We start from the raw sequence: 8978 nt of genomic DNA, 5'->3' as shown, positions 1-8978 counted from the left end.
ATTTCGCCGCGCCATTGCAGGGCCGCCTGCATTGGCTGACGGAGCGCTCGGGCGGGTCGAACACCTCCCCGCCTTCGACCCCGGAAACGCAACGGCCCGACAGCGATTGACGCTGTCGGGCCGTTGTCCAGTCAATTCCAGCCTTCAGGGATGCTGGGCGACCGCCTGACGCTGGGATTGCATGGCGGCGATTTCGGCAACCACGCCACCGGCTTGGGTGATGTCGCGGCGAATCGCGCTGAGGAGCCATTCCACACGAACCGGAGCACTCAACTGGGGCGAAGGGATAACCCGAGTGACCTGCACGCCGTCCTTCTCCAGCGACAGCAACTGGCTGCCATCCGGACGCTGGGTAGCGGTTACGGTGTAGTCGGGAAAGGCGGAAATGATCGGCTGCAGTGAGATGGTCATTGTTCTACTCCGAAAGGGGGCCAGGACTCGCATCTCTATAGCAGCCTTCATGCCAAATCCTTTTTACCCTTAGAGCCTTTATTTATCAGGGGGGCTGAGAGCGACGCTCGCGGTACCTTCATTTATTCTGCAATGCCGGCGCGAAACACTCATGCATTTTGCAGGGTCTGACGCACCGCTTTTCTCCAGGCATGAAAAAGCCCGCCGAAGCGGGCTCCATTCATCGCGGCCAGGGTCAGTCGTCGCGACCGAAGATGCCGAAGATCTGCAACAGGCTGATAAATAGGTTGTAGATCGACACATAGAGGCTGATGGTCGCCATGATGTAGTTACGCTCGCCACCATGGATGATCGCACTCGTCTGAAACAGGATCGCCGCCGAGGAGAACAGCACGAAGCCGGCGCTGATCGCGAGCTGCAGGCCGCTGATCTGGAAGAACAGGCTGACCAGCACCGCGCCCAACAGGACGAAGAAACCCGCCGTGATGAAGCCGGCGAGGAAGCTCATGTCCTTGCGGGTGGTGAGCACGTACGCCGACAGGCCGAAGAACACCAGTGCGGTCATGGCGAATGCCGAGCTGATCACTTCAGCGCCGTTGCTCATGCCCATGTAGCGGTTGAGGATCGGGCCGAGCGTGTAGCCCATGAACCCGGTCAGGGCGAAGGTCGACAGCAATCCCCAGGCGGAATCGCGGAGTTTCACGGTCAGGAAGAACAGACCGTAGAAACCCGCCAGCACGATGAGGAAGTTCGGGTAGCCCACGCGCATCTGCTGCGCGACGAAAGCGACCAGGCCGCTGAATGCCAGGGTCATGGCCAGTAGCCCGTAGGTGTTGCGCAGAACTCGACCGACCTCGGCCTGTTCGACTTGCACCTGACTGTTCAGGGAATATTCACGATCTTGCATGGCAACGCTCCTGTAAAAATGGGTCCTGCGGCAAGGATGAACGGATCATAACAAAGGCCCGCCCGCTGCCAAGGCACAGTGTTTGACAGCGTGTTGCGATCCGGTACTATTGCCGCCCGCAATACCTGCGGAAGTGTGGCCGAGTGGTTTAAGGCAGCGGTCTTGAAAACCGCCGACTGTAACAGGTCCCAGAGTTCGAATCTCTGCGCTTCCGCCATTCATCTGCCGCATCTCCCTCTCCTATGTCCGCTGGTCATCCCGTTGCCTGCACCGCGCTAGGTGACGCTTCGGCTTTTTGTTAAGGTGACGCGATGCTGTGAAAACGGCGTTGTGCAACGAGGTGTCGCTTGATTAGGGTCCTGGTGGTCGACGATCACGATCTGGTACGTACGGGCATTACCCGAATGCTCGCAGATATAGAAGGTCTGCAAGTCATCGGTCAGGCCGACAGCGGCGAGCTGGCGCTGAAGAAAGCGCGCGAACTCAAGCCCGATATCGTTCTCATGGACATCAAGATGCCCGGTATCGGCGGTCTGGAAGCGACACGCAAGCTGTTGCGCAGCCAGCCGGACGTCAAGGTGATCGCGGTGACCATCTGCGAAGAGGACCCCTTCCCCACGCGGCTGCTGCAGGCCGGCGCCGCCGGTTACCTGACCAAAGGCGCCGCGCTCGAGGAGATGGTCCAGGCCATTCGCCTGGTCTTCGCCGGGCAGCGCTACATCAGCCCGCAGATTGCCCAGCAACTCGCGCTCAAGTCGTTCCAGCCACAGGTCAACGGTTCGCCGTTCGACCTGCTCTCCGAACGCGAGATCCAGATCGCGCTGATGATCGCCAACTGCCAGAAGGTGCAGAGCATCTCCGACAAGCTCTGCCTGTCGCCGAAGACGGTGAACACCTACCGTTATCGCATCTACGAGAAGCTCTCGATCACCAGCGATGTGGAATTGGCCTTGCTGGCGGTGCGCCACGGCATGGTCGACACCATCAATTGACGATGTCGCACGCGTTCGACCCCAGCGCCTTCCTCGCCCACTGCAGCGGTCGCCCCGGCGTTTACCGCATGTTCGACTCGGACGCCAAGCTGCTCTACGTCGGCAAGGCGAAGAACCTCAAGAAGCGCCTGGCCAGTTACTTCCGCAAGGTCGGCCTGGCGCCGAAGACCGCCGCCCTGGTGGCGCGCATCGCGCAGATCGAAACCACCATCACCGCCAATGAAACCGAGGCGCTGCTGCTGGAGCAGACGCTGATCAAGGAATGGCGGCCGCCGTACAACATCCTGCTGCGCGACGACAAATCCTACCCGTACGTCTTTCTTTCCAGCGAGGACGCGTTTCCTCGCCTGGGCATCCATCGCGGCGCGAAGAAGCAGAAAGGCCGCTATTTCGGCCCCTACCCCAGCGCCGGAGCGATTCGCGAGAGTCTCGGCCTGCTACAGAAGGCGTTCCTGGTCCGGCAATGCGAAGATAGCTACTACCGCAATCGCACGCGGCCCTGCCTGCAATACCAGATCAAACGCTGCAAAGGCCCTTGCGTGGGCCTGGTCGAGCCCGAGGAATATGCAGAGGACGTGCGCCATTCGGTGATGTTCCTCGAAGGGCGCAGCAACGCCCTGTCGGCCGAGCTGTCGGCGAACATGGAGCAGGCGGCGATGCGGTTGGACTTCGAGCGGGCCGCCGAGCTGCGTGACAAGGCCGCCATCCTGCGTCGCGTGCAGGACCAGCAGAGCATGGAGGGCGGCACCGGCGACGTCGACGTGGTTGCGGCCATGGTCAACCCCGGCGGCGCCTGCGTGCACCTGATCAGCGTGCGCGGCGGGCGGGTGCTCGGCAGCAAGAACTTCTTCCCGCAGGTCGCCATCGAGGAAGACACCGGCGAAGTGCTCTATGCATTCCTTGCCCAGTACTACCTGACCAACAGCGAACGCGATCTGCCCAGCGAACTGATCGTCAACGTGCTGCACGACGACTACCCGACGCTGCTCTCGGCGATCCACGAACTGCGTGGGCGCGAACTCGACATCAGCCACCGGGTGCGCGGCACGCGTGCGCGCTGGCAGGCGCTGGCGGTGACCAACGCCGAGCAGGCGCTGGCGGCGCGACTGGCGAACCGGCAACACCTCAGCGCGCGCTTCGACGCCCTGGCCGAAGCGCTCGGCCTCGACGAACCGCCGCAACGCCTGGAGTGCTACGACATTAGCCATTCCAGCGGCGAGGCGACGGTGGCGTCCTGCGTGGTGTTCGGCCCGGAAGGTCCGTTGAAGTCCGACTATCGCCGCTACAACATCGAAGGCGTCACCGCGGGCGACGATTACGCCGCCATGCACCAGGCACTGACCCGGCGCTTCAGCAAGTTGAAGGAAGGTGAAGGCAAGCTGCCAGACGTGCTGCTGGTCGACGGCGGCAAGGGTCAGCTGACGATGGCCCAGGAGGTGCTTCAGGAGCTGGCGGTACCAGATCTGATCCTGCTCGGCGTGGCGAAGGGCGTAACGCGCAAGCCAGGCCTGGAAACGCTGTACCTGAACGATGCTGCCCACGAATTCACGTTGCCAGGCGATTCCCCTGCCCTGCACCTGATCCAGCAGATCCGCGACGAAGCGCACCGATTCGCCATCACCGGACACCGCGCGCGCCGCGGCAAGACCCGTCGCACCTCCACGCTGGAGGACGTCGCGGGCGTCGGGCCGAAGCGTCGAAGGGAGTTGCTCAAGCACTTCGGCGGCCTGCAGGAGCTGGCCCGCGCCAGTGCCGAGGAAATCGCCAAAGCACCCGGCGTCAGCAAAAAGCTCGCCGAGTCGATTTATGCAGCCCTGCACAGCGAGTAGAATACCGCTTCACTTAGCAGCCAGTTCGCGCCGATGAATATCCCAAATTTGCTCACCGTGTTGCGCGTTCTTCTGATCCCGGTCTTCATCCTCTTCTTCTATCTGCCGTTCTCCTGGAGCTACTGGGCGTCCAGCGGCGTATTCGCCATTGCCGCGGTCACCGACTGGTTCGATGGCTATCTCGCTCGCCGCCTGGAACAGAGCACGCCGTTCGGCGCCTTTCTCGATCCGGTGGCGGACAAGCTGATGGTCGCCGTCGCCCTCGTGCTGCTGGTCGAAGAGCACGCCACGCTGTGGCTGACGCTGCCGGCTGCGATCATTATCGGTCGCGAGATCGTGGTGTCCGCCCTGCGCGAATGGATGGCCGAGCTTGGTGCCCGCGCCCATGTCGCGGTGTCCAACTGGGGGAAATGGAAGACTGCCGCGCAGATGGCCGCGCTGATCATCCTGCTGGCCAACCCGCCGGTAATGAGCAACTGGGTGCTGCTCGGTTTCGTCCTGCTGATCATCTCCGCGGTGCTGACGCTGTGGTCGATGCTGCAATACCTGATCGCCGCATGGCCGCATCTGAGCATCAACCCTGAAAAGAAATAAACTTTTTTGAATCAAGGGGTTGACGGGGCGTTCCGAATCGCTAGAATGGCGCCCGTCACCAAGACGCGGGAATAGCTCAGTTGGTAGAGCACGACCTTGCCAAGGTCGGGGTCGCGAGTTCGAGTCTCGTTTCCCGCTCCAGTTTGTTGACGTTGACGCCGCAGTTTGCGGCGTCTTCGTTTTTGAGGCCGGTTGGCAGAGTGGTTATGCAGCGGATTGCAAATCCGTGTACGCCGGTTCGATTCCGACATCGGCCTCCATTATGAAAGCCCCGTAGATCAAGCATCTACGGGGCTTTTTCATTTCTGCACCCCGCTATTTCGGCACGACGGAAAATGCCTGGGCAACCTTGCCTGCACGTGCCTCGCTGTATATATTCCGCGCGTCGCCGCCAGGCGATCACGCTGTAGCGCTACCGCCCGAATGGCGAAATCGGTAGACGCAAGGGACTTAAAATCCCTCGGGGGTAACCCCGTGCCGGTTCGACCCCGGCTTCGGGCACCATTCTCTCCGGCGTCGACGCCGCTGACGCAGTCCAAGTACCTTCCGAACCAGCTACTCGACAGCTGGTTTTCTTCACGAATCTTTCACCTTCACCGGCGTAGTCTTTCCTTCCAACGCAAATGACTCCTTTGTGTTGCTGTGTGTTATGGCTCTTGGCCCGCCCTGTGCGGGCTTTTCTTTTTTTAGGTTTCTTTACCGAACCAACCTTCCCACGCCACTCGCATCGCCCCTCTCAACGGTGGGGATGGCTTCATCTGTTTGGAAAACGGCGCTCTTCGCCTGCAGTGGATATCGGCATGGAACACTCGATAGCTTCAGACGTATCCGCCATTGAGCGGATCAGCGCGGTGCCGGCGATCCTGCAGGTCATCGCGGAGAGTACGGGGCTGCGTTTCGTCGCCGTGGCGCGGGTCACCGAGAGCGATTGGACGGCGTGCGCGGTGCTGGACCTGCTGGGCTTCGGGCTGGAGGTCAACGACAAGCTGGAAATCGCCACCACCCTGTGCGACGAGGTACGTGGCTCCCGCGAGCCGGTGATCATCGATCACGCGAGCATGGACGAGCGCTACTGCACCCATCACACCCCGCGCCTGTACAAGTTCGAGAGCTACATCTCCTATCCGGTGTTTCGCGCCGACGGCAGCTTCTTCGGCACCCTCTGCGCGCTCGATCCCCTTCCAGCCAAGCTCTCCGAGCCCCACATCGTCGCGATGATGGCGTCCTTCGCACGGTTGCTGGCGATCCAGCTGGAGGCCGAGGAAGGCTTCCAGCGCACGGAAGCCGCGCTGCTGCTGGAGCGAAAGAACGCCGAGCTGCGCGAGCAGTTCATCGCGGTGCTGGGGCACGACCTGCGCAACCCGCTGTTCGCGATCAGCGCCTGTGCGGAAATGCTGATGCGCAAACCGCTGGATGAACGCACCGAGCGGCTGGTGAAACACATCGTGAGCAGCAACCAGCGCGCGTCGCAGTTGGTCGAGGACGTCCTCGATTTTGCCCGCGGACGCTTGGGTGACGGAATCCCGGTGAAGCTGCGAGAGTGCCCGAACCTGGCGGACAGCCTTCGTCACGTGGTTTCCGAGATTCAGCGGATTCATTCGGAACGGGTCATCAATGCGCACATCCAGCGACTGGAAGGGTTTCGCTGCGACCCCGAGCGGATCGGCCAACTGCTTTCCAATCTGGTCGCCAACGCCATCGCCCATGGCGCGCAGGATGGAACGGTCGAGGTGAATATCGGGCGCAACGCAGGTGGCTTCAGCATCTCGGTGAGCAACCAGGGCGAGCCGATTCCGGCCAGCGTGCTCGAGCGGCTGTTCCTGCCCTACTCCCGGCCGCTCAGCGATATGCCGCGAGCCGGTCTTGGCCTCGGGCTGTACATCGCCAGCGAAGTCGCGCGTGCCCATGGCGGCAGCCTGACGGTGACGTCCAGCCGCGAGGCCGGCACTACCTTCACCTTCGATCAGCCGCTGCAGAGCACATGACAGAAGCCCCGCGAATGCGGGGCTTCTCGGGCTTGCTACATCGGCCCCGGATCGGGGATCGCCGCGGGTACATCGGCCTCTTCGGTAAGGTTTTCCAGAACCTCGTCCGGCAACGGCTGATCTTCGTCGATCTCGCTTTCGGTCTCGTCCAGGTCGTTCAGCGGAGACTCATCGGCGCGCCATACCGGTGGCAGTGTCACCTGAGGCTGCGGTACATAAAGGATCATGGTCACCTCCAGAAAATCGATGAATCGATCAGGCCACCGAACCGACGAGCTGGTGAATCGATGCGTCCAGCTGCTCAAGCCTGAAGGGTTTGCTGACCAGTTGGGCATTCAGGCTCTTGAAGTTCTTCGCCGACCAGACTTCGTAGGGATGACCACTGATGAACAGCACCTTGATCATCGGAAGCTTTTTCAGTGCTGCCTCCGCCACCATCATGCCATTGGTGCCATCGTTCAGGCGGAAATCCGAGATGAGCAGGTTGATGTCGTCGTGCGCCTGGAGCACATCCATGGCCTGCGCGGTGTTGCAAGCGCCGTAGGCGTCATAACCACAATCGGCCAGGTGCTCCAGTAGCATGGAGAGAATATCGGGCTCGTCGTCTACGATCAGGACTGACTTGTGCAAAACAACACCTGCGAAAGGATGCGTCGGGCAATGGCGCCCGGCTTCTCATAGAGTCACTGACCGCCATTTCCAGAAAGAGTCCCGTAGTAACAGGCAATTACCGGACGAACAGCATGCAGCTTCATAGGAACTTCATGCCTCGGCTCTCGACGGGCCGGGCGGGTCTGGTTTCCCGATGCCGATGGGCGCTGCACGGATCGGCAAAGCACCCTATCATGGCGGCCTGTTCGTAAACGCGTTCGTGCCATGAAATTCGCCATCGCCCTGTTCGCTCCACCCCACGCGCCCTCGTCACGCCGGGCCCTGCGTTTTGCCGAGGCGGCACTGGCGGGCGGGCATCAGATCGTGCGGCTGTTCTTCTATCAGGACGGCGTGCACAACGCGTCCACCAATCCGGTTACCCCGCAGGACGAGCTCGACCTGCCGGCCGCCTGGCGGGAACTGGTCGAGCGGCATGCGCTGGATGCTGTGGTCTGCATCGCCGCGGCCCTGCGCCGTGGCGTTCTGGATGAGGGCGAAGCGCAGCGTTACCAGCGCAGCGCTAGCGTCGCCGCGCCTTGGGAGCTGTCCGGATTGGGACAGTTGCACGAAGCGGCGCAGCTTGCCGATCGCCTCGTTTGTTTCGGAGGTCCGTAATGGCCAAGTCGATGTTGCTGATCTGCAGGCAGTCGTCCTGGAGTGGCAGCGGCGCCCGTGAGGCCCTGGATATCGCCCTCGCCGGCGGCGCATTCGATCTGCCGGTCGCGCTGCTGTTTCTCGACGACGGCGTATTTCAGCTGGCCACCGCGCAGCAGGCCGCCGCCATTCAGCAGAAGGACCTGAGCGCCAACCTGCGGGCGTTGCCGATGTTCGGTGTCGACGAACTGTACGTCGATCAGCGCAGCCTCGACGCACGCGGCGTCACCGCCGAGGCGCTCGACCTGCCGGTGACGCCGCTGGACGATGCGGCGTTGCGCACGCTGCTCGATCGTTTCGACCTGCTGGTGACGCTCTGATGACCACCCTGCATCTGCTTTCCCATTCACCCTTCGGCGATGACCGATTCGACAGCTGCCTGCGTCTGCTCGGCAGCCGCGACGGTGTACTGCTCACCGGAGACGCCACGTATGCGCTGCGCGGCGACAGCCAGCCCGCGCGCGAGCTGGCCGCCTTGCCGAAAGGCTTCCCACTGTTCGCCCTCGACGAAGACCTGCACGCGCGCGGGCTCAGCGCGCCGGCGCACTGCACGGTCGTCGACTATCCGGGGTTCGTCGAGCTGTGCGGCCACTTCGACAAGGTGAATGGCTGGCTATGAGCAGCATCGACATCGAAGGACAGAGCATCGCCCTGGACAAGGATGGCTATCTGGTTCGCCTGGATGACTGGTCGCCGGCGGTTGCTGCTGCCCTCGCCGAGCGCGAAGGGCTGGCGCTGCAGCCCACGCACTGGGAAATCCTCGACCTGTTGCGCGCCTTCTATGCCGAATTCCAGCTGTCGCCGGCCACCCGCCCGCTGATCAAATACGTGGCGCTCAAGCTGGGCCCTGAAAAAGGCAACAGCCTGCACCTCAACCATCTCTTCCAGGGTACCCCGGCGAAACTCGCGGCCAAGCTCGCCGGGTTGCCGAAACCGAGCAACTGTCTATGAGTCA

12 protein-coding genes and 4 tRNA genes are annotated in these 8978 nt (G+C 62.2%); 12 read left to right on the top strand and 4 right to left on the bottom strand.

Annotation, left to right across the window (positions count from 1 at the left end; all coding sequences use genetic code 11):
• Positions 1-144 precede the first annotated feature (144 nt).
• Together QMX85_RS13715 and QMX85_RS13710 are read right to left on the bottom strand one after the other, a co-directional pair.
• Positions 145-411 carry a DUF3509 domain-containing protein gene (locus QMX85_RS13715; protein ID WP_282341719.1) on the bottom strand — a complete coding sequence of 89 codons (267 nt, stop codon included), beginning with the start codon at positions 409-411 and terminating at the stop codon, positions 145-147.
• Positions 412-646: 235 nt separating this feature from the next.
• Positions 647-1318, bottom strand: a complete 672-nt coding sequence (locus tag QMX85_RS13710; protein ID WP_282341717.1) for a Bax inhibitor-1/YccA family protein — start codon at positions 1316-1318, stop codon at positions 647-649.
• A gap of 129 nt (positions 1319-1447) precedes the next feature.
• On the opposite strand from QMX85_RS13710, the gene QMX85_RS13705 reads away from it, so the two are divergent.
• The 8 genes from QMX85_RS13705 (at position 1448) to QMX85_RS13670 (ending at position 6718) form a co-directional block, all read left to right on the top strand.
• Positions 1448-1535 (top strand) — tRNA-Ser (locus tag QMX85_RS13705).
• A gap of 130 nt (positions 1536-1665) precedes the next feature.
• Positions 1666-2310, top strand: coding sequence for a UvrY/SirA/GacA family response regulator transcription factor (gene uvrY / locus QMX85_RS13700; protein WP_090230834.1), 645 nt, complete (start codon positions 1666-1668; stop codon positions 2308-2310).
• 2 nt (positions 2311-2312) lie between these two features.
• On the top strand, positions 2313-4139 hold the full coding sequence (uvrC, locus tag QMX85_RS13695; protein WP_282341722.1) for an excinuclease ABC subunit UvrC: 1827 nt from the start codon (positions 2313-2315) through the stop codon (positions 4137-4139).
• 33 nt (positions 4140-4172) lie between these two features.
• Complete coding sequence (gene pgsA / locus QMX85_RS13690; RefSeq protein ID WP_282341713.1) at positions 4173-4733, top strand: CDP-diacylglycerol--glycerol-3-phosphate 3-phosphatidyltransferase; 561 nt, start codon at positions 4173-4175, stop codon at positions 4731-4733.
• A 65-nt stretch (positions 4734-4798) separates the two neighbouring features.
• A tRNA-Gly gene (locus QMX85_RS13685) sits at positions 4799-4874 on the top strand.
• Between the two features lie 45 nt (positions 4875-4919).
• A tRNA-Cys gene (locus QMX85_RS13680) sits at positions 4920-4993 on the top strand.
• A gap of 157 nt (positions 4994-5150) precedes the next feature.
• Positions 5151-5237, top strand: a tRNA-Leu gene (locus QMX85_RS13675).
• Between the two features lie 296 nt (positions 5238-5533).
• The gene (locus tag QMX85_RS13670; RefSeq protein WP_282341712.1) at positions 5534-6718 is read left to right on the top strand and encodes a GAF domain-containing sensor histidine kinase; all 1185 of its coding nucleotides are present in this window, start codon (positions 5534-5536) and stop codon (positions 6716-6718) included.
• Positions 6719-6753: 35 nt separating this feature from the next.
• On the opposite strand, the gene QMX85_RS13665 is transcribed toward QMX85_RS13670, so the two are convergent.
• The gene (locus QMX85_RS13665) at positions 6754-6945 is read right to left on the bottom strand and encodes a hypothetical protein (protein ID WP_282341710.1); all 192 of its coding nucleotides are present in this window, start codon (positions 6943-6945) and stop codon (positions 6754-6756) included.
• Positions 6946-6973: 28 nt separating this feature from the next.
• Positions 6974-7348: a response regulator gene (locus QMX85_RS13660; protein WP_282341708.1), complete on the bottom strand. Its 375-nt coding sequence runs from the start codon at positions 7346-7348 to the stop codon at positions 6974-6976.
• A 246-nt stretch (positions 7349-7594) separates the two neighbouring features.
• On the opposite strand from QMX85_RS13660, the gene tusD reads away from it, so the two are divergent.
• The 4 genes from tusD to QMX85_RS13640 are packed head-to-tail and all read left to right on the top strand — an operon-like array spanning position 7595 to position 8974.
• Complete coding sequence (gene tusD, locus QMX85_RS13655) at positions 7595-7984, top strand: sulfurtransferase complex subunit TusD (RefSeq protein ID WP_282341706.1); 390 nt, start codon at positions 7595-7597, stop codon at positions 7982-7984.
• Positions 7984-8343 (top strand): sulfurtransferase complex subunit TusC, encoded by a 360-nt coding sequence (tusC, locus tag QMX85_RS13650; RefSeq protein ID WP_282341704.1) that lies wholly within the window; start codon positions 7984-7986, stop codon positions 8341-8343. The genes tusD and tusC overlap by 1 nt, the downstream gene beginning before the upstream one ends.
• Entirely contained in the window at positions 8343-8642 is a 300-nt protein-coding gene (tusB, locus tag QMX85_RS13645) for a sulfurtransferase complex subunit TusB (RefSeq protein ID WP_282341703.1), read from the top strand. Before tusC ends, tusB begins: the two co-directional genes overlap by 1 nt.
• The gene (locus QMX85_RS13640) at positions 8639-8974 is read left to right on the top strand and encodes a TusE/DsrC/DsvC family sulfur relay protein (RefSeq protein ID WP_282341701.1); all 336 of its coding nucleotides are present in this window, start codon (positions 8639-8641) and stop codon (positions 8972-8974) included. The genes tusB and QMX85_RS13640 overlap by 4 nt, the downstream gene beginning before the upstream one ends.
• The last annotated feature ends 4 nt before the right edge of the window (positions 8975-8978 follow it).

The organism is Pseudomonas sp. PS02288 (assembly GCF_029959715.1).
Taxonomy (GTDB): domain Bacteria; phylum Pseudomonadota; class Gammaproteobacteria; order Pseudomonadales; family Pseudomonadaceae; genus Pseudomonas_O; species Pseudomonas_O kuykendallii.
Note: the sequence above shows the minus strand (reverse complement) of the source record. Positions and strands in the feature narration are given on the sequence as shown.